23 protein-coding genes are annotated in these 26,697 nt (G+C 72.2%); 8 read left to right on the forward strand and 15 right to left on the reverse strand.

Annotated features, from left to right (window positions below; translation table 11 throughout):
* Nucleotides 1-363: 363 nt before the first annotated feature.
* Both OG289_RS17620 and OG289_RS17625 read right to left on the reverse strand, forming a co-directional pair.
* The gene (locus OG289_RS17620) at nt 364-1,659 is read right to left on the reverse strand and encodes a glucarate dehydratase family protein (RefSeq protein ID WP_327314978.1); all 1,296 of its coding nucleotides are present in this window, start codon (nt 1,657-1,659) and stop codon (nt 364-366) included.
* Entirely contained in the window at nt 1,656-2,552 is an 897-nt protein-coding gene (locus tag OG289_RS17625; RefSeq protein WP_327320716.1) for a 5-dehydro-4-deoxyglucarate dehydratase, read from the reverse strand. The genes OG289_RS17620 and OG289_RS17625 overlap by 4 nt, the downstream gene beginning before the upstream one ends.
* A 175-nt stretch (nt 2,553-2,727) precedes the next feature.
* On the opposite strand from OG289_RS17625, the gene OG289_RS17630 reads away from it, so the two are divergent.
* On the forward strand, nt 2,728-3,519 hold the full coding sequence (locus OG289_RS17630; RefSeq protein WP_327314979.1) for an IclR family transcriptional regulator: 792 nt from the start codon (nt 2,728-2,730) through the stop codon (nt 3,517-3,519).
* 174 nt (nt 3,520-3,693) lie between these two features.
* Nucleotides 3,694-4,998: an MFS transporter gene (locus OG289_RS17635; protein ID WP_327314980.1), complete on the forward strand. Its 1,305-nt coding sequence runs from the start codon at nt 3,694-3,696 to the stop codon at nt 4,996-4,998.
* A gap of 4 nt (nt 4,999-5,002) precedes the next feature.
* On the opposite strand, the gene OG289_RS17640 is transcribed toward OG289_RS17635, so the two are convergent.
* Nucleotides 5,003-5,686 (reverse strand): glycoside hydrolase family 75 protein, encoded by a 684-nt coding sequence (locus OG289_RS17640; protein ID WP_327314981.1) that lies wholly within the window; start codon nt 5,684-5,686, stop codon nt 5,003-5,005.
* A gap of 372 nt (nt 5,687-6,058) precedes the next feature.
* On the opposite strand from OG289_RS17640, the gene OG289_RS17645 reads away from it, so the two are divergent.
* Genes OG289_RS17645 through OG289_RS17655 form a run of 3 tightly spaced genes read left to right on the forward strand, consistent with a single transcriptional unit; the run spans nt 6,059 to nt 10,198 of the window.
* Nucleotides 6,059-7,264 carry a glycoside hydrolase family 88/105 protein gene (locus tag OG289_RS17645; protein ID WP_327314982.1) on the forward strand — a complete coding sequence of 402 codons (1,206 nt, stop codon included), beginning with the start codon at nt 6,059-6,061 and terminating at the stop codon, nt 7,262-7,264.
* 49 nt (nt 7,265-7,313) lie between these two features.
* The gene (locus OG289_RS17650; RefSeq protein ID WP_327314983.1) at nt 7,314-8,102 is read left to right on the forward strand and encodes a heparin lyase I family protein; all 789 of its coding nucleotides are present in this window, start codon (nt 7,314-7,316) and stop codon (nt 8,100-8,102) included.
* A 29-nt stretch (nt 8,103-8,131) separates the two neighbouring features.
* A complete protein-coding gene (locus OG289_RS17655) occupies nt 8,132-10,198 on the forward strand; it encodes a PQQ-dependent sugar dehydrogenase (protein ID WP_327314984.1) in 2,067 nt (688 codons plus the stop codon).
* A 23-nt stretch (nt 10,199-10,221) separates the two neighbouring features.
* Here the strand turns inward: OG289_RS17655 and OG289_RS17660 are convergent, their stop codons facing one another.
* From OG289_RS17660 to OG289_RS17680, 5 genes are all read right to left on the reverse strand, one after another.
* Entirely contained in the window at nt 10,222-11,211 is a 990-nt protein-coding gene (locus tag OG289_RS17660) for an adenosine deaminase (protein WP_327314985.1), read from the reverse strand.
* Nucleotides 11,212-11,231: 20 nt separating this feature from the next.
* On the reverse strand, nt 11,232-12,137 hold the full coding sequence (locus OG289_RS17665; protein WP_327314986.1) for a ribonuclease Z: 906 nt from the start codon (nt 12,135-12,137) through the stop codon (nt 11,232-11,234).
* Between the two features lie 6 nt (nt 12,138-12,143).
* The gene (locus OG289_RS17670) at nt 12,144-12,497 is read right to left on the reverse strand and encodes a histidine triad nucleotide-binding protein (protein WP_327314987.1); all 354 of its coding nucleotides are present in this window, start codon (nt 12,495-12,497) and stop codon (nt 12,144-12,146) included.
* 183 nt (nt 12,498-12,680) lie between these two features.
* The gene (locus tag OG289_RS17675) at nt 12,681-15,917 is read right to left on the reverse strand and encodes a S41 family peptidase (RefSeq protein WP_327314988.1); all 3,237 of its coding nucleotides are present in this window, start codon (nt 15,915-15,917) and stop codon (nt 12,681-12,683) included.
* A 45-nt stretch (nt 15,918-15,962) separates the two neighbouring features.
* Entirely contained in the window at nt 15,963-16,457 is a 495-nt protein-coding gene (locus OG289_RS17680) for a hypothetical protein (RefSeq protein WP_327314989.1), read from the reverse strand.
* Nucleotides 16,458-16,536: 79 nt separating this feature from the next.
* Between OG289_RS17680 and OG289_RS17685 the strand changes: the two genes are divergently transcribed.
* Nucleotides 16,537-16,932: a hypothetical protein gene (locus OG289_RS17685; RefSeq protein ID WP_327314990.1), complete on the forward strand. Its 396-nt coding sequence runs from the start codon at nt 16,537-16,539 to the stop codon at nt 16,930-16,932.
* On the opposite strand, the gene OG289_RS17690 is transcribed toward OG289_RS17685, so the two are convergent.
* From OG289_RS17690 to hrcA, 5 genes are all read right to left on the reverse strand, one after another.
* Nucleotides 16,874-17,266: a VOC family protein gene (locus OG289_RS17690; RefSeq protein WP_327314991.1), complete on the reverse strand. Its 393-nt coding sequence runs from the start codon at nt 17,264-17,266 to the stop codon at nt 16,874-16,876. The genes OG289_RS17685 and OG289_RS17690 overlap by 59 nt on opposite strands.
* Before the next feature lie 15 nt (nt 17,267-17,281).
* Complete coding sequence (locus tag OG289_RS17695) at nt 17,282-18,028, reverse strand: 16S rRNA (uracil(1498)-N(3))-methyltransferase (protein WP_327314992.1); 747 nt, start codon at nt 18,026-18,028, stop codon at nt 17,282-17,284.
* Nucleotides 18,025-19,107 carry a nitronate monooxygenase gene (locus tag OG289_RS17700; protein WP_327314993.1) on the reverse strand — a complete coding sequence of 361 codons (1,083 nt, stop codon included), beginning with the start codon at nt 19,105-19,107 and terminating at the stop codon, nt 18,025-18,027. The genes OG289_RS17695 and OG289_RS17700 overlap by 4 nt, the downstream gene beginning before the upstream one ends.
* A gap of 134 nt (nt 19,108-19,241) precedes the next feature.
* On the reverse strand, nt 19,242-20,378 hold the full coding sequence (gene dnaJ, locus OG289_RS17705; protein WP_327314994.1) for a molecular chaperone DnaJ: 1,137 nt from the start codon (nt 20,376-20,378) through the stop codon (nt 19,242-19,244).
* Nucleotides 20,379-21,395, reverse strand: a complete 1,017-nt coding sequence (gene hrcA / locus OG289_RS17710; RefSeq protein WP_327314995.1) for a heat-inducible transcriptional repressor HrcA — start codon at nt 21,393-21,395, stop codon at nt 20,379-20,381.
* A 160-nt stretch (nt 21,396-21,555) separates the two neighbouring features.
* Between hrcA and OG289_RS17715 the strand changes: the two genes are divergently transcribed.
* On the forward strand, nt 21,556-22,290 hold the full coding sequence (locus OG289_RS17715) for an MBL fold metallo-hydrolase (RefSeq protein ID WP_327314996.1): 735 nt from the start codon (nt 21,556-21,558) through the stop codon (nt 22,288-22,290).
* A gap of 42 nt (nt 22,291-22,332) precedes the next feature.
* Complete coding sequence (locus OG289_RS17720) at nt 22,333-23,136, forward strand: DUF3097 domain-containing protein (protein WP_327314997.1); 804 nt, start codon at nt 22,333-22,335, stop codon at nt 23,134-23,136.
* A gap of 16 nt (nt 23,137-23,152) precedes the next feature.
* On the opposite strand, the gene hemW is transcribed toward OG289_RS17720, so the two are convergent.
* Together hemW and OG289_RS17730 are read right to left on the reverse strand one after the other, a co-directional pair.
* Nucleotides 23,153-24,385 carry a radical SAM family heme chaperone HemW gene (hemW, locus tag OG289_RS17725; protein ID WP_327314998.1) on the reverse strand — a complete coding sequence of 411 codons (1,233 nt, stop codon included), beginning with the start codon at nt 24,383-24,385 and terminating at the stop codon, nt 23,153-23,155.
* Between the two features lie 128 nt (nt 24,386-24,513).
* Nucleotides 24,514-26,499: an ATP-binding SpoIIE family protein phosphatase gene (locus OG289_RS17730; RefSeq protein ID WP_327314999.1), complete on the reverse strand. Its 1,986-nt coding sequence runs from the start codon at nt 26,497-26,499 to the stop codon at nt 24,514-24,516.
* Between the last annotated feature and the right edge of the window lie 198 nt (nt 26,500-26,697).

The raw sequence follows: 26,697 nt of genomic DNA on the forward strand, positions 1-26,697 counted from the left end.
CTGGCCGGCCGGGCTGCTGTGGCCGTTCTGGCTGGTCGGGCCGGTCGGGCTGCTGTAGCCGGCCGGGCTGCTGTGGCCGTTCTGGCTGCTGTGGCCGGTCTGGCCGGTCTGGTGGTGTCCCTCTCCGGTGGACTCGTTGGACGCGGTCACGGTGCGCTCCCTGACGTGGTGCCGATCTGGCCAGTGTGCACCACACCACCGACAACACGCCGTCCGTCACACGCGCAGCCGGCGCAACTTCCCGGCGCGGACCCACCGGCCGCGCCGTCCTCGTGGTCCCGGTGGCCACCCGGCTGAGTGGAGATCCCCGGAGACCGATCCTGCGCCGGCTCGCCGCGCTGAAGCCTCCCGTCCGGCCGACGCCTACCAGCGAGGCACCGTCGGTGTGACCCACTCCGGGTCGGTGACGCGCATCGCGGCCGCGTCGTCGCGTTCGCGCAGGGCGCCGTCGTCGTCGAGCCACCGCTGGTGCAGGAACTCGAGCTTGTCGCGGTCGAGTTCGACGCCGAGGCCGGGCGCGTCGGAGACGGTGACCTTGGCGTCGGTGAAGGTGAGGCGCTCGGTGAGGACGTCCTCCGACTGCCAGGGGTAGTGGGAGTCGCAGGCGTGGTGGAGGTTGGGGACGGTCGACGCGACATGGGTCATCGCGGCCAGGCTGATCCCGAGGTGGGTATTGGAGTGCATGGAGACGCCGACGCCGAACGTCCGGCAGATCGCGGCGAGTTGCTGGGTGTTGCGCAGTCCGCCCCAGTAGTGGTGGTCGGACAGGACGACCTGGACGGCGTCGCGAGAGAACGCCTCCTTGATCTCGGCGAACGTCGTCACGCACATGTTGGTGGCGAGCGGCACGTCGGTCTTCGCTGCGACCTCGGCCATGGCCGGGGTGCCGAGGGCCGGGTCCTCCAGGTATTCGAGGATGCCGCCGATCTCCTCGGCCACCTTCAGCGAGGTCTCCACGGACCAGGCGCCGTTGGGGTCGAGCCGGAGGGGGTGGCCGGGGAAGGCCTCGGCCAGGGCCCGTACGGCGGCGATCTCCTCGTCCGGCGGGAAGACACCGCCCTTGAGCTTGAAGGAGGTGAAGCCGTAGCGATCCTTGAAGCGGCGGGCCTGCTCGACGACTGAAGCCGGGTCGACGGCCGCGCCCCAGTCGTCCTTCTCCGCCGCGACGCCCTGGGGGTGGTCGGCCCACTTGTAGAAGAGGTAGGCGCTGTACTCGACCGCGTCGCGCACCTTGCCGCCGAGCAGCGCGTGCACGGGCAGGCCGAGCGCCTTGCCGAGGGCGTCGAGGCATGCGACCTCGAAGGCGGAGACGACGGACAGGCGCAGCTTGTCGACGGTCTGGACGCCGCGCAGTCCGCCGACGTCGACCTGGCCAAAGACCCGGGAGCTGTCGACGGCGACCTCGTCGGCGACCGTGAACAGCCCGTTCAGGTCGCTCACTTGACGGCCGGTCAGCTTCTCGGCGAAGGGGCGGGCCAGTTCCAGGTACTTGGTGTCGCCGTAGGTCTCGCCGACGCCCGTGGTCCCGCCGGCCGTCACGACCTCGACGATCAGGCGGGGGGTGTACGGCTGGTGCACGCCCTGGGTGTTGAGCAGGGGCGGGTCGGCGACCAGGATCGGGGTCAGGCGGACGTCCGTGATCGTGAGGTCGGGGCTCACAGGGCGGCTCCCACGAGGTCGAGGCCGGTGGCCAGGAGGGTCGTGAGGTCGGCCAGGTCGGCGGGCGAGGGGTCGGTGAGCGGGGCGCGGACCGGGCCGACGGGGCGTCCGCGCAGGCGGGCCGCCGCCTTCACCAGGGACACGGCGTAGCCCGGCACGCGGTCGCGGAGTTCGACGAGCGGGACGTAGAAGTCGCGCAGCAGCCGCTCCACCGTCTTGTCGTCGCCGCCCTGCAGCGCGCCGAAGAAGGCGTTCGCGATCTCGGGGGCGAAGGCGTGGACGGCGGAGGAGTAGGCGGGGACGCCGACGGTGGCGTAGGCGCGGGCCTGGATCTCGGCGGTGGCGGCGCCGTTGAAGAAGAGGAAGTCCTCGGGGGCGGCGAGGGTGAGGCGCTGGAGGCGGTCGAGGTCGCTGTGGCCGTCCTTGAGGCCGATGAGGGTGGGGAGGGCGGCGATCCGCCTCAGCGAGGCGGCCGTGAAGGCGACCTGTCCGCGCTGGTAGGCGATGAGGGGCAGCCGGGTGCGGGCGGCGATCTGCTCCAGCTGGGCGACGAGGCCGTCCTGCGGGGCGGCGACGAGGTAGTGCGGGAGGACGAGGAGGGCGTCGGCGCCGGCCTCCTCGGCGATGCGCGCGAACCGGACGGCCTGGGCCCAGCCGTAGCCGACCCCGGCGACGACGGGCACGCGGCCGGCCGCCTCCTCGACGGTGATCGTCACGACCTGCCGGTACTCGTCCTCGTCGAGGGAGAAGAACTCGCCGGTTCCGCAGGCGGGGAAGACGGCGCCGGGGGCGGTCGCGATCTGGGCCGCGACGTGCGCGCGGAAGCCGTCGGGGTCGAGGGAGCCGTCGTCGTGGAAGCTTGTGAGCGGGAACGACAGCACTCCCTGTGCCATGCCGTCCCGCAGGCGTCGGACCGTTTCCCGGACCGTTTCCCGGGCCGCGTCCCTGTCGAGGCTCACCCTCGGTCATCTCCCTATGTAGACGTCATCCATGCATGAAGATGGAGATTAGATACGCGAACACCGGTCGTCAATGGGGCGGGCCGGCCGTCCCGTTTACGATCGGCTCATGGCGGAGACAGGTGGCGGGGGCGGCGTCCGCGAGGTGAAGTCGGCGGCGCGCACGGTCGAGCTGCTGGAACTGCTCGCGGCGCGCGGGGACCGGCCGGCGCGGCTTCAGGAGCTGGCGGACGAGCTGGACGTGCCGCGCAGCTCGATGTACGCGCTGCTCCAGACCCTGATCAGCCGGGGCTGGGTGCGCACGGACGTCACCGGCTCCCTGTACGGCATCGGCATCCACGCCCTGCTGACCGGCACCAGCTATCTCGACTCCGACCCGCACGTCCGGCTGGTGCGGCCCTACCTCGACGAGGCGTCGGAGGCGCTGGGCGAGACGATCCACCTGGGGCGGCTGGACGGCCGGGGCGTCGCATATCTGGCGACGCGCGAGTCGCACGAATACCTGCGCACCATCAGCCGGGTCGGACGGCGGCTGCCCGCGCACGTCGGCGCGCTCGGCAAGGCGCTGCTGGCCGAACGGCCGGACGAGGAGCTGCCCGAGGGGCCGTACGAGGCACTGACCCCGCACTCCCACACCGGCCGGGAGTCGCTGCTGGCCGACCTTGCCGAGGTGCGGGTGCGCGGGTACTCCGTGGACCGCGAGGAGGGCGTCCTCGGCATCGTCGGCTTCGGGTTCGCGCTGCGCTACGACACTCCCGCGCAGGACGCGGTCAGTTGCTCGGTGCCGGTGGCCCGGCTGACCTCGGAGCACGAGGAGCGGATCGTGGCGGTGATGCGGGAGATCAGGGCGAAGATCGAGGCGACGGCGCCGGGTTCCGGCGGGGCCGCCGACTGGCGATAGCGCTCGCTGCTACCCGGGCTCCCCCACCCCAAACCCAAAGTGATCCACATCACCCACCCCGCCCTTCTTCCGCAACCGCGTGCTTGATACAAATTGCCCGCGCGTTCCTGTCCGTCGACGGTCGGCGCCCCAACCCTTTCTCGAGCCGCCCCTTTCGCATGCCCTGGAACGCCCGTGTTCGCCCCTCGCACCACCGTGCCCTGGCCCGTCGTCGCCCTTTTCACGGCCGGGTACCTCGCCCCCTACCTGCTGCCGACCGTCGTCGGCCGGCTGGACGCCGGGCTGCCGCTGTCCGCCACCGAGGCGGGAGCCGTCGGCAGTGCCCTGCTGCTGAGTTCGGCCTCCGCCGGGTTCCTGCTCGCCTCCCGCGTGGAGCGGATCGGCGCACGGACCCTCGCCCGGATCGGGCTGACCCTCGCCGTCCTCGGATACGGCGGCGCCGCCCTCGCCGGTGACGTGCCGGCCGTCGTCGCGGGCGCGGTTCTCGGCGGCTTCGGGTCCGGTACGGCCACGACGGTCGCCGCCACCCGGATCGCCGCCCAGCCCGACCCGCACCGCGCCTCCACGCTGGGCCTGCTCGGGGTCTCCGCGCTCGCGGGCGCCGTCTACCTGACGGTGCCTCACCTGGGCGCGGGGCACGGGCAGCCGCTCGCCGCGATCGCGCTCACCGCGCTGACCGTGTGGCCGCTGACCGGCCGGCTGCCCGGCCGGACGGCACCCGTCCGCACCCGAACCGAGGACCGCGCCCGCCTCCCCCACCTGCGCTCCGGCCTCGTCCTGGCCGCCGCCATGCCCTGCTGGTCGCTGGTCCAGAACTCCCTCTGGGGCGTCAGCGGACGCATCGGCCTGACCCAGGCCCACCTCACCGAGACCGCCGTGGGCGTCGTCTTCGCGGTGGCGCTGGGCGCCGGACTCATGGGCGTGCTGGGCGCGAGCGCGCTCGGGGCGCGGCTGGGGCGGGCGGTGCCGATCGGCGCCGGGACCGTCCTCATCGCCGGCTGCGTCGTCGCCGGCGCGTCCGCGACCGGGCCGGTGAGCTTCGCGGCCGGTGAGATCGCCTGGAACGTCCTCTACCCGATCGTGCTGTCGTACCTGATCGGGCTCGCCGCCTCGCTCGACCCGCGCGGACGCTGGGCGGTGCTCGTCGGGTCGGCGTCCTCACTGGGGACGGCGGCCGGGCCGCTCACCGGGAGCGTGCTGTCGGCGCAGGCCGGGTTCCCGGTGATGGGGCTGGTACTGGGGGCCGCACTGCTCGTCGTCGCCGTCCCGATGACCGCCGTCGCCCTGCACACGAGCGGCCGTCCGGTGCTCGCGGGCGGACGTCCGGTGCTCGCGGGCGCCGTCCGACGGCGGGGCGGCAGCAGCGCGGAGCATCAGGTCGTGGAGATCGCGGTGGAGGCCCCGGCCGTACCCGACCGGGGCGCGTACGACACGGCCGGCCCCCGGCGGGCGGGCGCCGCGCCGGGGTCCGGGAAGTGACAGGTCAGTTGTTGCGGATGAACGTCTGGGCCAGCCGGTCACCGAGGTCCACGGCCGCGCTGTGGCTCTCGATAGGGGACACCTGGGAGTTCTTGAAGAGGATGTAGGTGACGCCGGAGTCGGTGCCGCCGTTCTCCGGGTCCGGATCGATACCGAGCGCCTTGGCCGTCGCGTACGAGGCCTCGCCGATGATCTTCGTGGGGCCGGTGTCGCCGACGACCGCGTACTCCACCTTGTTCTGGTAGATCACGGCGACGACCCCGCCGCCCTTGATGCCCGCGGAGCCGTAGTTCCAGAGGGAGCTGGAGCTGGGCACGACGACGTAGGGCAGCGCGTCGGCGCGCAGCGGCTTGCCGTCCGACTGGTGGAAGGCCGTGTCGTCCTGGTACCAGGGGTCGGTGTCCTCGCTGCACTTGGCGGTGCGCTGACCGTCGCAGTCGATGTCCATGTCGGCCTTCCAGAAGACGGCGCCGTTCTTGCCGCACACCGGGACGGAGGCCGACGTCTCGTCGTCGGTCTTGTACTTGCCGTTCGAGATCTGCGAGCAGGACGTCACCTTGGCGAGCAGGTCGGCCGCGCTGACCGAGCCCTCCCGCGTCGAGGCGCCGGAGGCGTTCGCCGGGAGGACGGCGGTGGCGAGGAGGGCGGCGCCGGCGGCCGCGGTGAGGGTCAGTGTTCGAGAGCGCACTGTGGGGGACCCTTCTTCTGATAGGAAAGTTTCCTTACCGGGTGCCGTACAAAGTGGACCCGCCTCGGCGGTGCCGTCAACCCCCTTGCGTCGAATGGAGATTGGCCAGAAACAGGTCCGACCTCATCGGTCCGGACCATTGACCATGCGCGGTCCGACCGGGACTCTGTTGCACGCCCCTCAACCCGGTGCGTGAACCTGGTGCACGCATGTGAACGGCTGGCGTCCGCCTGGAGTCTCTCCGCACTCCACGCACCCTCACTCCCCAGGAAAGCGAGCACGCCTCATGAGCGAGGAACCTTCAGGAACTCGACTTGCGGAACGGAGAGTTCAGGAAACATCGGAGGACCATGCCCTGAAGGCGGGAGAATCATGAGCCGTCTGCGGGGCGTGCGTGGGGTGCTCACGGCGGGAGCGCTCGCCACGGCGGGTCTGCTGACGGTCTCGGCCGCGGCCCCGCCGACCGCCCCGCAGCACACGCCGGTCACCCGTACGGCCGCCGCCACCGACTGGTCCGTGGCCATGGTCGACTCGACCACGGCCCGCTTCACACCGAGCACCATCGGCGGCTGGTCGTACCCCGTCGGCCTGTATCTCTACGGCCAGTACCTCACCTACCGACGCACCCACGAGCCGCGCCACCTCGCTTACATCCAGAGCTATGTCGACCGCTTCGTACACAGCGACGGAACCATCGACCAGAACTTCAACAGCCTGGACAGCATGCAGGCCGGCCGGCTGCTGGTGATCCTGCACCACGAGACCGGCCAGGACCGCTACCGCCTCGCGGCCGAGAAGATCCGTGACCGGCTGGACAGCTACCCGCGCACCTCCGACGGCGGCTTCTGGCATGCCGACACCGACAGCCGCGCCCACCAGCTCTGGTCGGACGGCGTCTACATGGTGAACCCGTTCCTCGTCGAGTACGGCAAGGAGTTCGGCGACTCGGCCTACGCGAACGACGAGGCGGCCGGACAGCTCTCCGTCTACGGCCGCCACCTCCAGGTCTCGAACGGGCTGCTGCGGCACGCCTACGACGAGTCGAAGACCGTGAGCTGGGCCGATCCGGAGACGGGTCTCGCCCCCGAGCACTGGTGCCGGGCGGTCGGCTGGTACTCGATGGCGATCGTCGACGTGCTCGACGCCCTCCCCGCGCACCACGCCCGCCGCCCCCAACTCGTCGGCATCCTGCGGGATCTGGCCGCCGGTCTGGAGCGGTACCAGGACCCCGCCACCGGGCGCTGGTTCCAGGTGATCGACAAGGGGAGCCGGAGCGACAACTGGACCGAGACCTCCTGCTCCAGCATGTTCACCTACGCCCTCTCGCGCGGCGCCCAGCAGGGGTACATCGACGCGCACTACCGGTCCGTCGCGCGGCGCGGCTACGAGGGTGTCCTCGCCAGGATCTCGCTCGGCCCCGACGGCCGCACCGACCTCACCGACATCTCCGTCGGCACCAACGTCGGCGCCTACGACTTCTACGTCGCACGGCCCAGGGAGACCAACGACCTCCACGGCCTCGGCGCATTTCTGATCATGAACGAGCAGCTCAGGACGCAGCGGCCCGGGAGCCGGTGACATCCCCGCGCCTGCGGCAACCCCCCACCCAGAACGAGGTGATCCTGTCATGAGCACAACACGAAGGACCCTGCTCGGCGCGGCGCTCGGCGGCGCCGCGGCGGCCACGGTCGGCGGCCTGCCCGGCACCGCTCACGCCGCCTCCTGGCAGCAGAAGTGGGCGCCGTCGGCGAGCGGCGACGGCCTCGGCGCCTTCGAGACCGTCGAGGACGACCGCGCCGACTCCCACACGTCCGGTCAGCCGCACATCTTCGCCACCGGCGACAACTGGCGCTTCAACATGCACATGGCCGACCGGGACACCTCCACCGACCGCCAGCGCCAGGAGGTCACCGGTCTGCGCAACGGCAGCGGCAGCAACTACCTCAAGTGGACCTCGGGCCAGACCTGGCGGATCACGTACTCGATGTACATCCCCAGCTCCCTGAAGGCGACCACCAGCTTCACCCACATCATGCAGATGAAGCAGCCGGGCACCGGCAGCTCGCCCATCGTCGTGCAGTCGCTGCGGCGGGTGAACGGGAAGCAGACCATCGAGCTGAAACTGTTCGACAGCGACACCCTCGTGGGCCGCACCGATCTCGACCCCCTGCACGACAAATGGACCGACGTCGACTTCCAGATCAAGGTCGGCAACGGTTCGGCCGGCTCGGTGCGCTGGATCCTCAAGAGCGGCTCGACCACCGTCGTCGACGCGTCGAAAACCGGTGTCGACACCTTCCTCGCCGACCGGGTCCGCCCGAAGTGGGGCATCTACCGCTCCCTGGGCGACACCTCCGGGTCCCTTCAGGACTGCTATCTGCTGCTCACCGGCCTGCGCGGCTACCAACTCGTCTGACCGGCCGGCCCGATGAACGAGGGACAGTCATGAACCGCATCAGATCGCTCGTCCTGACGGTGGTGGCGCTGGTGATCGCCGCCGCGCCGCCGCTGCTCGGCGGCGCCACTCCCGCCGGCGCCTCCGACAACAACAGTGGGGGCGAGGCACGGGCGGCGACCGACTACCAGGCCGAGGACGCCACCATCTCGCAGGGCGCCGTCGCGACCGACCACACCGGCTACACGGGCACCGGATTCGTCGACTACACCAACGTCAAAGGCTCGTACGTCGAGTTCACCGTGAGCGCCGCCTCCGCCGGCACCTCCTCGCTGACACTCCGCTATGCCAACGGGACGGCCGTCGACCGGCCCATGGACCTCTCCGTGGACGGCACGATCGTCGCCTCCGGCGTCTCCTTCCCGGCCACCACCGACTGGAACACCTGGGCGACGAAGAGCGTGAACGTCCAGCTCGGCGCGGGTTCCCACAAGATCCGTGCGACCGCCACCACGGCGAACGGCGGCCCGAACCTCGACCGGGTCACCGTCGGCGCGGCGGCGGACACCCAGGCCCCGTCTCGACCCGGCCCGCCGAGCTGCTCGGCCATCGGCGAGGACGGCCTCACCCTCTCCTGGGGCGCCTCCACGGACGACGTCGGCGTGGCCGCGTACGACCTCTACGAGCACGGCAACAAGCTCGGTGAGGCGGCGGGCGACGCGACCTCCAAGGCGCTCACCGGCCTGAGCCCGAACACCGCCTACAACCTCACCGTCATCGCGCGCGACGCCGCCGGCAACACCTCCCAGGCGAGCCCGGTCGTCGACTGCACGACCCGGCCCAGCTCCGACACCACCCCGCCCGGCAGACCAGGCACGCTCACCTCGTCGAACGTCACGGCCACCGGCGCCGACCTGAGCTGGGGCGCCTCGACCGACGACAAGGCGGTCGTCGGCTACGACGTGCGCAGCGAGACGACGGTCTACAAGAGCGTCACCGGTACGTCGACCACCCTCACCGGGCTCGCCTGCAACAGCCCGTACACCCTGAACGTGGTGGCGCGTGACGCCGCCGGAAACGTGTCGCCGCAGAGCAACACGGTCACCTTCACGACGAAGGCCTGTGCCACCGACGGCGGGGTCCCGTCGTCCGTCGGGACCGTCTCCAGCGGCTGGACGATCCCCTGGGGCATGTACTGGATGCCCGACGGGCAGACGGCGCTGGTCACGGAGCGGGACGACTTCCGGGTCTGGAAGGTCGCCAAGGACGGCACGAAGACCCGGGTCGGAACCCTGCCGAACGCCGTCACGACGGACGGCGAGGGCGGGCTGCTGGGCGTGGCCGTCGACCCGAAGTGGGCGACCAACCACTACGTGTACTTCATGCACACGGCCGCCGAGGGCAACCGGGTGGCCCGCATGACCTACGACGGCAGCTCCCTGACCGGCTACACGGTCCTTCTCCAGGGCATCAAGAAGAACCGCTACCACAACGGCGGACGCCTCGCCTTCGGCCCCGACGGCTATCTGTACGTCGCCACCGGCGAGGCCCAGACCCCCGAACTGGCCCAGGACAAGACCTCGTTGAACGGCAAGATCCTGCGAATGACCACGGACGGCAAGGCCGCCCCCGGCAACCCGTTCGGCAGCTACGTCTACAGCTACGGCCACCGCAACCCGCAGGGCCTCGCCTTCGACCGCAACGGCAGGCTTTGGGAGGCCGAGTTCGGCAACAGCTCCAAGGACGAGCTGAATCTGATCAAGCCGGGCGCCAACTACGGGTGGCCGACCTGCGAGGGCACCTGTGACGTCTCCGGCATGACCAATCCGAAGAAGACCTGGAACGTCTCCGAGGCCTCGCCGAGCGGGATCGCCATCGTCCGCAACGTCATCTACATGGCATCGCTGCGCGGCGAGCGGCTGTGGCGGATCCCGATCAACGGCGACACGGAGAACGTCGGCACGGCGACCGCGTACTACGTGGGCACCTACGGCCGGCTGCGGACCGTCGTCAAGGTGCCGGGAGCCGACCAGCTCTGGCTGTCGACGACCAACTGCGACAACAACGGAGGAGCGGCCGACGGATCGGACAAGATCTTCCGCATCGGCATCGACTAGAAGCCGGGCTGGAAGACGGACCACTAGAAGCAGTACGCGTCGACCTCCGCGAGATACCGTGCCCGCCGCTCCTCGTCGTCCTCCAGGAAGGAGGCGGCGAAGGAGTTGCGGGCCAGCTCGCGCAGCCGCTCCTCGCCCAGGCCGAGGGCGGCGCGTACGGCGTCGAAGTTGTCGCCCGCGTAGCCGCCGAAGTAGGCGGGGTCGTCGGAGTTGACCGTGCAGACCAGGCCCGCGTCGAGCATCGCGGGCAGCGGGTGATCGGCGAGGGTGTCGACGGTGCGCAACCGTACGTTGGACAGCGGACACAGGGTGAGCGGGATCCGCTCCCGCACCAGCCGCTCGACGAGGGCCGGGTCCTCCATGCAGCGCAGCCCGTGGTCGACGCGCTCGACGCCGAGGATGTCGAGGGCCTCGGTGATGTACTCCGGCGGCCCCTCCTCGCCGGCGTGGGCGACGCGCCGCAGCCCCAGCGCGGCGGCGGCCTCGTACACCTCGCGGAACTTCACCGGCGGATGCCCGACCTCGGCGGAGTCCAGCCCGATGCCGGTGATCCGGTCGAGATGGGGCTTCGCGGCGTCCAGCGTCTCCAGGGCCGACTCGGCGGACTCGTCGCGCAGGAAGCAGAGGATCAGCCGGGTGGAGATCCCGTGGCGGGCCTCGCTGCTGCCCAGCGCGCGCCACAGCCCCTCCACGACCGTGCCCATGCCGACACCGCGCGCGAGGTGCGCCTGCGGGTCGAAGAAGATCTCCGCGTGGCGCACACCCTGTGCGGCGGCCCGGGCGAGGTAGGCGTTCGCGAGGTCCTCGAAGTCCCGCTCGGTGCGCAGGACCGCCATGAGCTCGTAGTACAGGTTCAGGAAGGACTGCAGGTCCTCGAACCGGTACGCCTTGCGGAGCTCGTCCGTGTCGGCGTACGGCAGCGCGACCCCGTTGCGGGCGGCCAGCTCGAACGCCAGCTCCGGCTCCAGGGTGCCTTCGATGTGCAGGTGCAGTTCAGCTTTGGGGAGGGGCATCAAAGCATCGTACGGCCGCTTCACCGCCGTTTCGGAACCGGCACCCGCAGGAGGTCGTGCGCCACGGTCAGCTCGCCCTCGAACCCGGCGGCCCGCGCCTGCCGCTCGAACTCCTCCGGTTCGGAGTAGCGCTGGCTGAAGTGGGTGAGGACGAGATGCCGTACGCCGGCGTCCTGGGCGGCGCGGGCGGCCTGACCGGCCGTCAGATGCCCGTGGTCGACGGCGAGTCGCTCGTCCTCGTCGAGGAAGGTCGACTCGATGACGAGCAGGTCGGCGCCGTCGGCGAGCGTGTGCACCCCGTCGCACAGCCGGGTGTCCATGACGAACGCGAACCGCTGTCCGCGGCGGAGTTCACTGACGTCGTCGAGGCGGACGTCGCCCACGGAACCCTCCCGCTGGATCCGGCCGACGTCCGGTCCCTTGATGCCGTGCGCGGCGAGGCGGTCGGGCAGCATGCGGCGGCCGTCGGGTTCGACGATCCGGTAGCCGTAGGACTCGACGGGATGGGAGAGCTTGGCGGCTTCGAGGGTGTAGGAGGGGGTGGTGGCGAGCGGGCCGTCCGCGTCGACCGGGACCTCGGTGATGCCGACGGTCTCGCGGTAGGCGGTGGAGTGGCGGAGCCGGTCGAAGAAGCGCTGGCCGGAGCGCGGGAAGTGCGCGGTGACCGGGTGCGGGACCTTGTCCAGGTTGATGCGCTGGATGACGCCGGCGAGGCCGAGGGAGTGGTCGCCGTGGAAGTGGGTGACGCAGATCCGGTTGAGGTCGTGCGCGGCGACGCCCGCGCGCAGCATCTGGCGCTGGGTGCCCTCGCCCGGGTCGAAGAGGATGCCCTCGCCGTCCCAGCGCAGGAGGTAGCCGTTGTGGTTGCGGTGCCGGGTCGGGACCTGGCTGGCGGTGCCGAGGACCACCAGTTCGCGTACGGACACGGCGGCCTATCCGGGGGGCCAGTGCAGGCCACGGCCGCCGAGGACGTGCGCGTGGGCGTGGAACACGGTCTGGCCGGCGCCGGCGCCGGTGTTGAAGACGACGCGGTAGCTCTCCAGCTTGTCCTCGTCGGCGACGGTCTGCGCCTCGCGCAGGAGGTCCGCGGCGATCGTGGGTTCCGCGGCGGCGAGTTCGGCGGCGTTCGCGTAGTGCACCCGGGGGATGACCAGGACGTGGGTGGGCGCCTGGGGGTTGATGTCCCGGAAGGCGATGGTCGTCTCCGTCTCGCGCACGATCGTCGCCGGGATGTGCCCCTCGACGATCTTGCAGAACAGGCAATCGCCCTGCGTTTCCCCTGCCATGCGGGTCTCCTTTTGGCCGGTGATCTCTTGCGGGGCATCGTATCGATCGGCGCCGGACGGTGGGCGCAGGGTTTCTCGCCCCCGCCGCCCCCGCCGCCCCTGCCCTCCCCCGCACGAGCGCAGCCGAGCGTGGGGGAGGGTGGGCACAGGCGGGGGTCCAGGGGGCGGAGCCCCCTGGGGCGGTCAGGGCAGCTGGGGCGCCGCCTTGGCCGGGGTCTCCTCCAGGGCCGTCAACGCCAGCCTCACCGCTTCGTCCAGTTGGACGTCCCGGCCCGCGCCGTAGTCCTGGGGGCGGGAGACGACCTCGACGTCCGGGTCGACGCCGTGGTTCTCCACGCCCCACTCGTAACCCTCCAGCCAGATCGCGTACTTGGGCTGGGTGACGAGGGTCCCGTCGACGAGGCGGTAACGGCTGTCGATGCCGACGGTGCCGCCCCACGTCCGCGTGCCCACCACCGGCCCGATCCCGAGCGCCTTGATCGCCGCGTTGACGATGTCCCCGTCGGACCCGGAGAACTCGTTGGCGACGGCGACGACGGGCCCCCGGGGCGCGTCCTCCGGATAGCTGGACGGCCGCATGCCGCGCGGCACGTCCCAGCCGACGATCCGCCGGGCGAGCTTCTCGACGACCAGCTGGGAGGTGTGCCCGCCCCGGTTCTCCCGGACGTCCACGATCAGCCCCTCCCGCGCGACCTCGACCCGCAGGTCACGGTGGATCTGGGCCCAGCCGGGCGCCTGCATGTCGGGCACGTGCAGATAGCCGAGCCGGCCGCCGGAGGCCTCATGCACATACGCCCGGCGGTCCGCGACCCACGCGTGGTAGCGCAGCGCCTCCTCGTCCGCGACGGGGACCACGACCGCGTGCCTCGGCTCGCCCCCGCCGGACGGCGAGATCGTCAGCTCGACGACCTTGCCCGCCGTACCGACGAGCAGCGGCCCGGGCCCGGTCACCGGGTCCACGGGATGGCCGCCGACGGCGACGATCGCGTCACCGGACCGCACCGCGACACCGGGTGCGGCGAGCGGGGAGCGGGCGTCGGGGTCCGAGGTCTCCGAGGGCAGGACGCGGTCGATGCGCCAACTGCCGTCCTCGTGACGGGAGATGTCCGCGCCCAGCAGGCCCTGGCGGGCGCCCCCGCCCTGGCCGCCGCGCGGCATGACGTAGGCGTGCGAGGTGCCGAGCTCGCCGTGCACCTCCCACAGCAGGTCGACGAGGTCGTCGTGGGTGGCGACGCGCTCCAGCACGGGCCGGTAGCGGTCCAGGACGCCGTCCCAGTCGACGCCGCCCAGGTCCGCCCGCCAGAAGTTGTCCCGCATGATCCGGCCGGTCTCGTCGTACATCTGCCGCCACTCGGCGGCCGGGTCGACGGTGCGGCGGATCCGGCCGAGGTCGACGGTGATGTTGCTGTCGCTGTCCTCGTCGCCGGAGGCGCGCCGGTCGCTGGGGACGACCTTGAGCTTGCCGTCGGTCCACAGCAGCAGCCGCTTGCCGTCGCCGCTGACCTCGAAGCCGTCGGCGTCGGCGGCGAGGTGCTCGATGCGCTGCTGGGCGAGGTCGTAGCGCTCCAGCTCGGTGTCGGGGTCGGGGTCGTCGGGGGTGGCCCGGGAGGCGCCGAGGACACCGCGCACCGGGTGGCGCAGCCAGAGCACGCCGTCCTTCGCCGCGGCCAGGCCGGAGTAGCGGCCGGCCTCGACCGGGAAGGGGATTATCCGGTCGGCGAGACCTTCGAGGTCGATACGGGTGGTCGGGGTGCCCTCGCTGTCGGGCGTCTCGTCCTTGTCGGGGGCCTCGAAGGGGCGGCCGTGGCGCTGGGGGCCGAAGGGGGACGGGGTCGTCGCCGCGAGGGTGATGAGGTGCGGGCGGGCACCGGCCACGAAGGACAGGTCGAAGACGTGCTGGTCGTAGACCGGGTCGAAGGCGCGCGTGGAGAGGAACGCGAGATGCTTGCCGTCGAGGGTGAAGGCGGGCGCGTAGTCCCGGAAGCGCAGCGGGGTCGCCTCGGTGACCGACAGGTCGGTGACGTTGGCGAGCTTGATCTGCGCGAGCGGGCGCGGACCCGGGTGCGACCAGGCCAGCCATGCCGAGTCCGGCGAGAAGACCAGGTCGGACACCTCGCCGTCGGGGCTGCTGTCGACCTCGCGGACCTCGCCGGTCTCCCGCTCGACGAGCAGCAGCCGTCCGTCGTGCGCGGCGACGGCGGCCCGGCTGCCGTCGGGCGCCATGGCGAGCTCCAGGACCCGCCCGAGCCGTCCGGCGGCGAGCCGGCGCGGAGTGGCGCCGGGGGCCGTCCCGGTGGCCGGGGCGAACTCAAGGGCGTCCTCGCCCTCCGCGTCCGTCACCCACACCACCCACTCCTCGCCCTCCGTGCGGAAGGTGCGCGGCAGCCGGGCCCGTACGCCGGGTTCGGCGGCGAGCGCGCGAGCGGGTCCGGAACGGTGGGTGACCCAGTGGACGGCCCCACGCACCTCCACGGCGCTTCCGCGCGCGGTGTGGTCGGGCGCGGCACCACCCAGCCAGCGGGCGGCGGTCACCTGGTACGGGCGGCGATCGGTGCGCTGGCCGCCGAGGCGGACGTCGAGCCGGCGCGGTTCGGCGCCCTCCAGGTCGTCCAGCAGCCACAGCTCACCCGCCGACATGTACACGATCCGCGTACCGTCGCCGGCGGCGTGCCGGGCGTAGAACCCGTCGAGCGGACTGTGCCGCCGCAGGTCCGAGCCGTCGGCGAGGGAGGAGTACAAGGCCCCCGTGCCCTCGTGGTCGGACAGGAACGCGAGCCTCCCCCCCTCTCGGCTTCGCTCGAGCGGGGGGACCCCCGTCCCCGCCCACACCGGGTACTCGATGTTCCCGTCCAGCTCCTCGTGCAGCCGGACGAACTCCCCCTGGCCCTCCCGGTCGATCCACAGCTTCCCCGCCGTGCCGCCCCGGTAGCGCTTCCAGTGGGAGGCCTCGCGGCCCATCGGCGCGGACAGCAGCACGGTGTGCGGCCCGTACGCGACGGCGCCGACGGGCCCGTACGGCAGGGTCGTCGCCGGTCCGCCGTCGACCGGGATCGCGCGGGCCCAACTGCGGCGCAGGGTCGCCTGGTCGTAGGTGCCGACGGCGAGAACCTGCCCGTCCGGGGTCCAGCCGCGCACCCGGGTCTGCCAACTGCCCCAGTACGTCAGCCGGGTGGACGGTCCCCCGTCGACGGGGGCGATGTGCACCTCGGGGGCGCCGTCGCGGGTGGAGGTCCAGGCGACCGTGGTGCCGTCGGGCGAGATGCGTGGCAGGGAGACCGGCATGTTGTCGGCGCTGACCCGCCAGGCGCGGCCCCCGTCGAGGGGCGCCAGCCAGACGTCGTCCTCGGCGGTGAAGGCCACCAACTCGCCGTGCAGGTGCGGGAATCTGAGGTATGCGGCAGGCGTCGCGGACTGTGTCACCAGATCACTCTATTCAGCTACGGGACCGCAGGTCAGGGGTTTCGATCACTTCCCTCCGCCGCCTGCGCCGCCCCCGTCCACGGTCTCGGTGACGGTGACCGTCACGGTGACGGTCGGCCGGCCGCCGGGCTGCGTGGAGCCGGACGGCTTGACCGGCGACGGCGTCGCCGACTTGCAGTCGCCGAGCCCGCTCACCCGGAACAGTTGCTTCTTGCCCACGACAGCGGTCAGATCCCCGCGCACGCAGGCACCGTCGACGGCCCGCGTGATCTTGCCGGTGACCGTGATGTCCTTCCCGTCACCGGTCTCCCCCTGGCAGTCGACGGAGGCGACCGACTCCGCCTTCGCCTTGTCCTCGTACTGAGCCGTGCAGGTCAGCCAGCGCACGTCCACGTCCCGGCGCTCGATCTCCGCCGTCGCGGCCTGGTCGGTGGTGTACGCCACGGACATGGTGCTCAGCCCGCCCGGCTCGCACGCCACGACGCCGAGCGCCGCCACGGCCGCCGGCGGGAGAAGCCAAATACGCCTCAATGCCCCCATGGACGGCAGCGTGCCACTCGGGCAAGCGGTGCGGTAGCCCGTATGCGGTCACATTCCGCGCGGGTCCTACCGTGGAGACATGAGCGACAGACGCCGCCGTAGAACCCTCGTCGTGGACGAGTCGACCACCTATGTGTGGACGGTCCGCCACCGGCACGGGGACGGGCAGCCGTGCCAGGAGGTCCTCACCCTGCACCGGGACGGCGCACGGACCCACATCGTCTTCCGGGCCGGTGAGGGACGTTACGTGGGCAGCGTCGCATACGGGCACAGCGGCGGGGTGGGCGACCGCCACCATCACCTCAACCTCAACAGACCCGGTGTGGTGCGCGCCTTCGTCGACGAGGCCGTCAAGCGGGAACTACTGCCGTTGGACGGCGAGTTGGACGGCTGGGAGCTGTTCACCGCCGTCGCGCTCAGCCGCGCAGCAGCAGCCACTCCTGAAGTTCCACCAGGTTGCCCTCAGGGTCCTTGAGGTGGGCGACGCGCATGCGGTCGGTCATCGGGGCGGGGCCCTGGATCAGGGTCGCGCCGCGGGCGGTGATCCGCGCGCAGCAGGCGTCCAGGTCGTCGACGCGCAGCACCACCAGCGAGCGGTGACCTGCCGCCGTGTCGCCCAGTTCGCCGAGGACCGCGGCCATCATCGCCCGGTCCTGAAGCGCGATGCCGGCCGAGCCGGTGGCGGGGCTGAACTTCTCGTACGGCCCGTCCGTCGCGCCCGACTGCGGCTTGAGGCCGAGGACCTCGGCGTAGAAGCGGTAGCAGGCGGCGAAGTCGGTGACGAGCAGCCGTACTTGGGCGAGTTCCACGGTGTCCCCCGGTGTTCAGGACCAGCGGCCGGTGCGACCGAGCAGCAGCGCGGTCGCGGCCGTGCCGGCGGTCGACGTACGCAGCACGGTACGACCGAGGCGGTACGCCTTCGCACCCGCCTCCTCGAACAGGGCCAGTTCCTCGGGCGAGACACCGCCTTCAGGGCCGACGACCAGCACGATCTCACCTGAGGAAGGGAGTTCGGCCGTCGCGAGCGGCCCGCTGCCGTACTCCCGGTCCTCGTGCAGGACGGCGGCGAAGTCGGCCCGGGCCAGAAGTTCCGCCACCTGCTTGCTCGTCGACGCCTCGGCGACCTCGGGGAAGCGGACCCGGCGGGACTGCTTGCCGGCCTCGCGGGCGGTGGCCCGCCACTTGGCGAGCGCCTTCACTCCTCGCTCGCCCTTCCACTGCGTGATGCAGCGCGAGGCCGCCCACGGCACGATCACGTCGACGCCGGTCTCGGTCATCGTCTCGACGGCCAGCTCGCCCCGGTCGCCCTTGGGAAGGGCCTGGACGACGGTGATCCGCGGCGACTCGGCCGGCTCCTCGATCACCTCTCCCAGGCTCACCACCAGCCGGTCCTTGCCCTCGGCGGCGACGACCTCGCCCTGCGCCCAGCGTCCGGCGCCGTCGGTGAGGACGACGTCCTCGCCGGCCCGCAGCCGCTTCACCGAAACGGCGTGCCGGCCCTCGGGACCGTCCAGCACGAACTCGGAGCGACCGGCCGGCAGCTCGTCGACGACGAAGACGGGCGCGGTCATGAGGCGCCGCCGTCCCCGGACTCCGACAACGCTGTCCGCGCCTCGGCGAGTTCGGACACCAGGACCTCCACCAGTTGCCCGGCGGGCAGCTCCCGGGCCAGCCGGTGGCCCTGTCCCGCCCACAGGGCCATGCCCTGCGCGTCGCCCGCCTTGGCTGCCGCCTTGCGCAGCGGCGAGGTGAGGTGGCTGACCTCCGGGTAGGCGGCGGGCGCGTACGGGCCGTGCTCGCGCAGGAAGCGGTTGACCAGGCTGCGGGCCGGGCGGCCGGAGAAGGCGCGGGTCAGCTCGGTGCGCACGAAGAGGGGGTTGGTCAGCGCCTGCTTGTGCACGGCGTGCGCGCCGGACTCGGAGGTGGCGAGGAACGCGGTGCCCATCTGGGCCGCGCTCGCGCCGGCCGCGAGGACCGCGGCGATCTGACTGCCGCGCATGATTCCGCCGGCGGCGACGATCGGCAGGTTCACCGACTCGCGGACCTGGGCGATCAGGGAGAGCAGTCCGATGCCGGAGCCGTCGTTCTCCGGGATGTCCCGGTGGGTGCCCTGGTGGCCGCCGGCCTCCACGCCCTGCACGATCACCGCGTCCGCGCCGGCCCGCTCCACCGCGAGGGCCTCCTCGACGGTGGTCGCCGTGACCAGGGTGAAGGTTCCCGCGCGCCGCAGGGACTCCAGGGTGTCGGGGCCGGGCACGCCGAAGTGGAACGACACCACCGGCACCGGGTTGTCCAGCAGCACGGCGAGCTTGGCGTCGTAGCCGTCGTCGCGACCGCTGTCCGGGTCGCCGAGCTCCGTCTCGTACCAGGCGGCCTCGCCGGCCAGCTGATGGGCGTAGACCTCGACGGCGCCCGTCTCCGCATACTCGGGCTGCGGCATGAAGAGGTTCACGCCGAACGGGCGGGTCGTCAGACTCCGCAGCTGCTTGATCTCCTGGTACACGCCGTCGGCCGTCTTGTACCCGGCGGCCAGGAATCCGAGCCCGCCGGCCTCGGCCACGGCGGCGGCGAGCTTCGGGACGGAGACGCCGCCCGCCATGGGGGCCTGCACGATCGGGTGCGGGAAAAGATCGGTCAGTGCGGAGGACATGACGGCATGTTGTCACGTCCTCCGAACAAGTCCGAATCCGGCCGCCCGTTGGCATGGGCCGCCGGCGGACATGCCGGAAGGGCACCCGTGGAGGGTGCCCTTCCGGGGCAGTTCAGCGTGTGCGCGGGGGCACCTCAGCGCCCGTTGAACGCGTCCTTCAGCCGCGAGAAAAGGCCCTGCTGACCAGGCTGGAACTGCCCAGTGGGCCGCTCCTCGCCCCGCAGCTTTGCCAGCTCGCGCAGCAGCCGCTCCTGCTCGGGATCCAGCTTGGTCGGTGTCTGCACCTCGACGTGGACGATCAGATCGCCGCGCCCGCCGCCCCGCAGATGTGTGACGCCCCGGCCGTGCAGCGGGATCGACTGGCCGGACTGGGTGCCGGGCCGGATGTCGACCTCCTCCAGCCCGTCCAGCGTCTCCAGCGGCACCTTCGTGCCGAGCGACGCCGCCGTCATCGGGAGGGTCACCGTGCAGTGCAGGTCGTCGCCGCGCCGCTGGAACTGCGCGTGCGGCAGCTCGTGGATCTCGACGTACAGGTCACCGGCGGGACCGCCACCGGGCCCGACCTCGCCCTCGCCCGCGAGCTGGATCCGGGTGCCGTTGTCGACACCGGCCGGGATCTTCACGGTCAGCGTGCGACGCGAACGCACCCGGCCGTCGCCCGCGCACTCCGGGCACGGGGTCGGCACGACGGTGCCGAAGCCCTGGCACTGCGGGCAGGGGCGGGACGTCATGACCTGGCCCAGGAAGGACCGCGTCACCTGCGACACCTCACCGCGACCGCGGCACATGTCACACGTCTGAGCGGTCGTCCCCGGCGCCGCGCCCTCACCGCTGCAGGTGGCGCAGACGATCGCCGTGTCGACCTGGATGTCCTTGGTCGTGCCGAATGCGGCCTCTTCGAGGTCGATGTCCAGCCGGATCATCGCGTCCTGACCGCGCCGCGTCCGCGACCTCGGCCCCCGCTGGGACGCCGTACCGAAGAACGCGTCCATGATGTCGGAGAAGTTCCCGAAGCCACCGGCCCCGAAGCCGCCGGCGCCACCGCCGCCCGCCTGGGACAGCGGGTCGCCGCCGAGGTCGTAGACCTGCTTCTTCTGCGGGTCCGACAACACCTCGTAGGCGGCGTTGATCTCCTTGAACCGCTCCTGGGTCTTCGGATCCGGGTTGACGTCCGGGTGCAGCTCGCGTGCGAGCCGCCGGAAGGCCTTCTTGATCTCTTCCTGCGACGCGTCGCGGCGCACGCCGAGGACGGCGTAGTAGTCCGTGGCCACTTACGACTCCGCCAGGATCTGTCCGACGTACCGTGCCACCGCTCGTACCGCTCCCATCGTTCCCGGGTAATCCATGCGGGTCGGTCCGACCACGCCGAGTTTGGCGACTGCCTCGCCGCCCGAACCGTAGCCGACCGACACCACCGAAGTGGAGTTGAGTCCCTCATAGGCGTTCTCGTGACCGATGCGTACGGTCATGCCCGAATCACCCGCCTCGCCAAGGAGTTTGAGGAGCACGACCTGCTCCTCGAGGGCCTCCAGGACGGGCCGGATGGTGAGGGGAAAGTCATGTCCGAAGCGGGTGAGATTGGCGGTACCGCCGATCATCAGCCGCTCCTCGTTCTCTTCGACGAGCGTCTCCAGCAGGGTGGAGAGCACCGTCGTGACCGTGCCGCGGTCGTCGGCCTCGAAGGCGTCCGGCAGATCCTCCACGAGACGCGGCACGTCCGTGAAGCGGCGGCCCGCGACCTTGCTGTTGAGCCGCGCGCGTAGATCCGCCAGCGAGGTCTCCCCGAAGGGCGCCGGGCAGTCCACCATCCGCTGCTCGACCCGCCCGGTGTCCGTGATCAGCACGAGCATCAGGCGCGCGGGCGCGAGCGAGAGAAGCTCCACGTGCCGCACGGTCGAACGGGTCAGGGACGGGTACTGCACGACGGCGACCTGCCGCGTGAGCTGCGCCAGCAGCCGCACGGTCCGCGCCACCACGTCGTCGAGATCGACGGCGCCGTCGAGGAAGTTCTGGATGGCCCGCCGCTCGGGACCGGTCATCGGCTTGACGCCGGCCAGCTTGTCGACGAACAGCCGGTAGCCCTTGTCCGTGGGGATGCGCCCGGCACTGGTGTGCGGCTGGGCGATGTACCCCTCGTCCTCCAGGGCGGCCATGTCGTTGCGGACCGTCGCCGGGGACACGCCGAGGTTGTGCCGCTCGGTGAGCGCCTTCGACCCCACGGGTTCCTCGGTGCCGACGTAGTCCTGGACGATGGCGCGCAGCACCTGGAGCCTGCGTTCACTCAGCATCCGCGCACACCTCCAGAATCTCGTCCCCCAGTCCCCTGGGCGCCTCGCCTGGCACTCTTCACATCCGAGTGCCAGCGTTCCCCGGCCCAGTGTACGGCTGTGGGGTACACCGAGGGCAAGGTCGGTCCGTCACAGGGCGCGCTACAGCTAGCGTCGCGGTATGACGGTGACTTGGGAAGAGCTGGGATGGGAGCGGGTCGCGGCCGGGGTCGGACGGGTCCGGCTGCCGGGCTGGGACTGCACGGCGGGGCTGGTCGTCGGGGCGGGCGCGGTGCTGGTGATCGACGCCGGGTCCAGCCTGGCGGAGGGGGCACGGCTGCGGGCGTGGGCCGAGGAGCTCACCGGCGGGCGTGTGACTCATCTCGCGCTCACCCACCCCCACTTCGACCATGTGTTCGGTGCGGCGGCGTTCGCGGGCGCGGAGGTCTTCGGGGCGGTGGGTGTGGACACCGTGCCGGGCGAGGAGCTGCGGGGGGACGCGGTGCGCAACGGTCTGGACGAGACGGCGGCCGCGGAGGCCGCGGACGCGCTCGTCCGGCCCCGCCATCTGGTCTCCGGCGAGTGGACCCTCGACCTGGGCGGCGGCCGCCAGGTCCTGCTGGCGAACGTCGGACCCGGCCACACCGCGCACGACCTGGCGGTCCTCGTCCCCGGAGACCCCAAGGACCCCGGCTCGCCGGAGGTGGTGTTCTGCGGGGATCTGGTCGAGGAGTCCGGCGAGCCGCAGGCCGGCCCGGACGCCGTCCCCTCCCGCTGGCCCGCGGCCCTCGACCGCCTCCTCGGCCTCGGCGGCGAGGACGCGCTGTACGTGCCCGGTCACGGGGCGGTCGTGGACGCGGCGTTCGTGAGGGGGCAGCGGGACGCGCTGGCGGCCCGTTTCGGCGTGTCGCGCTGATCGTGTGCCCCTCCGCCCGGGACTTCTCCTATCGTCATCCGAATGCGCCAGTACTCCGCCGACCTGACCCCTCCCTGGAAGAAGCCGAAGCCCGTCCCCGAGGTCCCGGCGGAGCCCGGCCTGGTGGTCGAGGAGCCAGGCACCGGGTTCTGCGGCGCGGTGATCCGCTGCGAGGCGGGCACGGTCACCCTGGAGGACCGCTTCGGCAAGCACCGGGTGTTCCCGCTGGAGCCGCGCGGCTTCCTGCTGGAGGGCAGGGTGGTGACCCTTGTGAGACCTTCCTCCGGGCCGGTACGTCCCACCCGTACCGCCTCCGGTTCGGTCGCCGTCCCCGGCGCACGCGCGCGTGTCGCTCGCGCCGGGCGCATCTACGTCGAGGGCCGGCACGACGCCGAGCTGGTCGAGAAGGTGTGGGGCGACGACCTGCGCGTCGAGGGCGTGGTGGTGGAGTACCTGGAGGGCGTGGACGACCTCCCGTCGATCGTCGCCGAGTTCGCCCCGGGCCCGGACGCGAAGCTGGGCGTCCTGGTGGACCACCTCGTCCCCGGCACGAAGGAGTGGCGCATCGCACAGTCGGTCACGAGCGAGCACGCCCTGGTCGTCGGCCACCCGTACATCGACATCTGGGAGGCGGTGAAGCCGTCGACGCTGGGGATCCCGAAGTGGCCGCGGGTCCCGCACGGCCAGGACTGGAAGACGGGCGTGTGCCGGGCACTGGGCTGGCCGTCGGAGAACACCGGGGCGGTGTGGCAGGCGATCCTGAAACGGGTGGGGTCGTACAAGGACCTGGAGCCGGAGCTGCTGGGCTCGGTGGAGCGGCTGATCGACCACGTGACCGTGGGCTGAGGCTCGCCCCAGAGCCTCAGTCCACCAGGTCCCGCACCACCGCGTCCGCCAGCAGCCGTCCCCGCAGGGTGAGCACCGCGCGGCCCTGCTCGTAGGGGCCGCTGTCCAGCAGGCCGTCCGACAGGGCACGTCGGGAAGCCGCGAGCCCCGCCTCCCGCAAGAGGTCCAGCGGGACCCCCTCGCGCAGCCTCAGCTCCAGCAGGATCCGCTCGACGCGCCGGTCCTCCGCCGACAGCACCTCGCGTCCGGCCCCGGGCGAGCGACCGGCGGCCAGTGCCGACGCGTACGCCCCCGGGTGCTTCACGTTCCACCAGCGCACGCCGCCGACGTGCGAGTGCGCTCCCGGGCCGGCGCCCCACCAGTCGGCGCCGCGCCAGTACAGCTCGTTGTGCAGGCAGCGGCCCGCTTCGGAGGCGGCCCAGTTGGAGACCTCGTACCAGTCGAAGCCCGCGGACGACATCACCTCGTCCGCGATCAGGTAGCGGTCGGCGTGGACGTCGTCGTCGGTCATCGGGACCTCGCCGCGGCGGATCCGGCGGGCGAGCTGGGTGCCCTCCTCGACGATCAGGGCGTACGCCGAGACGTGGTCGGGGCCCGCGCCCAGAGCCGCGTCCAGCGAGGCCCGCCAGTCGTCGTCCGACTCGCCCGGTGTGCCGTAGATCAGGTCCAGGTTGACATGGTCGAAGCCCGCCGCCCTGGCCTCCGCCACGCAACGCTCGGGGCGACCGGGGGTGTGGGTGCGGTCCAGGACCTTCAGGACGTGCTGCTTCGCGCTCTGCATGCCGAAGGAGATCCGGTTGAAGCCGCCCTGCCGGAGGGTGGCCAGGTAGGCGGGGTCGACGGACTCCGGGTTCGCCTCCGTCGTCACCTCCGCGTCCGCCGCAAGGCCGAACTCGTCGCGGATCGCGCCCAGCATCCGTACGAGGTCGGCCGCGGCCAGCAGGGTCGGCGTGCCGCCGCCGACGAAGACCGTGCGGACCTCGCGGGGGTCGTCGCCGAGGACCTTGCGCGACAGCCGGACCTCGTCGATCAGGGTGTCTGCGTAGTTGTCGCGGGAGGCGAGGACACCGCCCGTGCCGCGCAGCTCGGTGGCGGTGTAGGTGTTGAAGTCGCAGTAGCCGCAGCGGGTCGCGCAGTACGGGACGTGCAGATAGAACCCGAGGGGGCGGTCGGCGGCGCCGGCGAGCGCGTGCGCCGGGAGCGCGCCGTCGTCGGGGACCGGCTCGCCGTCGGGGAGTGCGGAAGGCATGTGGTCCATTGTCCCGTACTCCCGCGCCGGCCCCGGATGGCCCAGCGCGGGCCGTGACCGTCGGAGCGGCACCGATCGGACGACGGCCATGGATCAGGCGCACGGGTGATCACGAATGCCGCCGGGCCCTACTCCGCCTGAAGCACCAGCAGCGCCAGGTCGTCCTCCGGTGGCAGCTCCCCGAACTCGTGCACCAGCTGCCGGATCCGCTCCGCGATCAGCTCCGCGTCGAGCCCGGCGCAGCCCGCCAGCGCGGCGGCCAGACCGTCCTCGTCGTCGAACTGGCGGGAGCCCGAGCGCCGTTCCGTCACACCGTCGGTCACGCACAGCAGGCTGTCGCCGGGCCGCAGCTCCAGGCTGTCGCTGGTGTACGTGACGTCCTCGATGACCCCGAGGAGCGTCTGCGGGTGCGCGGCCGTGGCGACCGCGCCGTCCGGCCCGAGCAGCAGCGGCAGCGGGTGACCGGCCGAGGCGAGCGTGCAGCGGACGCCGCCCTCGAAGGGGGCCAGTTCGCCGTAGAGGAGGGAGAGGAAGCGGGTCTGCGGGCCGTCGCCCGGTCCGGCGGGGCCGACGAAGGCGCGGGCGGCGGCGTCGGCGGCCTCGGTCGCGTCGTCGAGGAGGAGCTGGTTGAGACGGTCCAGGACGTCGGCGACGCCGTACCCCTCGCGGGCCAGCAGCCGCAGCCAGGGCCGGGCCAGGCCGATGACGACGGCCGCCTCCGGGCCCTTGCCCTGGACGTCGCCGATCGCGAAGCACCAGCGGCCGTCGCCCGCCGGGAACAGGTCGTAGAAATCGCCGCTCGGCCCGCCCTGCTCGCGCGGCTCGTGGACGAGGGCGCTGCGCACCCCGGGGATCTCCGCGACCGCGCCGGGCAGCAGCCCACGCTGCAGGACGGCGCTGATGGTGACCTGACGGGCGTACTGGCGGGCCGCGCCGATGGCGAGCGCCACCCGGCGGCCCAGATCCTCGACGAGCCCGGTGACCTCGTCGGGGAAGGCCCTCAGCCCCGCCCGCCCGATGACCAGGGTGCCCAGCGGACGGCCGCCCGCGATCAGCCGGTAGGCCAGGGCCGCGCCGTGCCCGCCGAGCGCCGCACCGGGCCAGGGAAACGGCTCGGGTCCCGAGCGCGGACCACCGTCCGGCGGACACGACGGGCAGGGCGGATCCTTCTCCAGGGCCCGGCGCAGCTCCTCGATGCGGTTCTCGCTGCCGTGCCAGACCCGGGCCAGCCGCGGCCCCGGCCCGCCGGCCCACTCGCCGCGCCCGCTGACCTCGTCCTCCAGCCACACCGCGCACCAGTCGGCGAGCCGCGGCACCAGCAACTGGCCGGTCAGCGCGGCCACCAGATCCTCGTCGAGCTGCCCGGCGAGCAGGTCGGAGGCCTCGGCGAGGAACGAGAGGGCGCCCCGGTTGAGCCACTCCCGGTCCCCGTGGCCGCCCGGCCGCTGAGGCTCGGGGGCGAGGGCTTCGAGGAGGCCCGGGGCGGGGTCGAGGGGGTCGTTCTCGGGGTCGTTCGCGGGGTCGTGCTCGTGGCCGGAGCGGTCGCCTTCGAGGTCGCCTAAGTCGCCGAGGTCGCCGAGGTCGCCGAATGCGAAGTCGCAGGGCTCGGAGGTCGGCAGGAGGCGCGCCCAGACCGTCTTCGTCCCCCTGCGGTACGTCACGCCCCAGGCGTCGGCGAGTCCGGCGACTATACGCAGCCCGCGGCCGTACTCCGGTGTCTCGTACGGCGGTTCGGGGGCGCCGTCGCGCGGAGCGCGGGAGGGGTGGTGGTCCAAGACCTCGACGACGACCGCGAGGCGGCCGCCGGGGTGTCCGGGCTCCTCCTCCAGCCGGCATCCCAGCTCGACGTCGGTCCCGGCGTGCACGACGGCGTTGGTGACGAGTTCGCTGACGACGAGCAACGCGTCCTGCGCGAGGCGCTCGCCGAGTTCCTCGCCGCCCGGCAGGCCGAGGTCGGCCCACTCCGTGAGCGCGGCACGGACCAGGTCGCGGGCGGCGCCCGGCGCGAGGGGGCCGCCGGCCAGGTTCGCGTGCGAGTGCGGGAGCCCGCCCGGGCGCGCGGGCGCGCCGCCGGCCCGGGAGGCGGTCTCCCGTTGCGTCGGAATGGCCCCCATGCGCAGCTCCCCGGACGGTTCGGATGCCCACAGGGTGACAGACCGGTCCCGGCCATGAGCGCTGGGTTACCGAACTGGGCCGTCCTGGGCGAGAACCGTGCTACGCGTGTGTACACATGTGTACGCGCGTGCTCGAAGACGCGCGGTTGAGGGGCGGAATCCGAGCATGCGAGCTCCGCCCCAAGACCCCGCGCGCCC

Source organism: Streptomyces sp. NBC_01235 (assembly GCF_035989285.1).
Taxonomy (GTDB): Bacteria; Actinomycetota; Actinomycetes; order Streptomycetales; family Streptomycetaceae; genus Streptomyces.